General features: G+C 59.2%; 1 protein-coding gene. It reads left to right on the forward strand.

Annotation, left to right across the window (positions count from 1 at the left end; all coding sequences use genetic code 11):
- Nucleotides 1–135: 135 nt before the first annotated feature.
- Nucleotides 136–540: a lysozyme inhibitor LprI family protein gene (locus tag AC1DYI_RS37870; RefSeq protein ID WP_477209186.1), complete on the forward strand. Its 405-nt coding sequence runs from the start codon at nucleotides 136–138 to the stop codon at nucleotides 538–540.
- Nucleotides 541–620: the final 80 nt, after the last annotated feature.

The raw sequence follows: 620 nt of genomic DNA on the forward strand, positions 1-620 counted from the left end.
GCTGGTGGCTCCGCCTGTGGTCTAACCCCTCCGTCAAGGGGACGTCCTGCGGCAAGCCGCAGGCCGCCCCTTACGTCGAACGTTAGGGCTCTTATGCACTCTCGTCAGTCCGTCGCAGTCCAATCGATCTTCTTGATGCTTTCAGCGCCCGCCATCGCGAGCGAGCCGGACGACGCATGCATCATCGACCTTAGCCGCCCCTTGGACGCGTATCTCTGCTCCGAGAAAAAACTAGAGGCCGCTTCATCAGAGATGCGGCAAGTCTATGAGGCCGCACTTACCAAGCTACCCGCCAGTCAAGACACCGACTCCGAAACTCTTGTCACCAGAGGCCAGCTTGAGGCAGAGCAGGCTTCATGGGCCACATACATTGGCAAGCACTGCGTACTGGCAGTTCAATTTCTTGGTGTCGCAGCCGACTGGCACTTCCCCGCTGCCAACGGAAATATCTGCCGTTTAGCTGAAATTGAGCGCCGTATCGCTCAGATCAAGAAGTGGCAAAAATGCGCAATCGAGGGAGGTGGAGCATGCTTGCCATAGCAGCGCTTCGGGCGGCGAGCCCTAACCCCTCCGTCAAGGGGACTGGCCTGCGGCCAGCCCCTTACGTCGAACGTTAGGCG

The sequence above is a fragment of the Ideonella sp. P3_A4 genome (assembly GCF_056403075.1).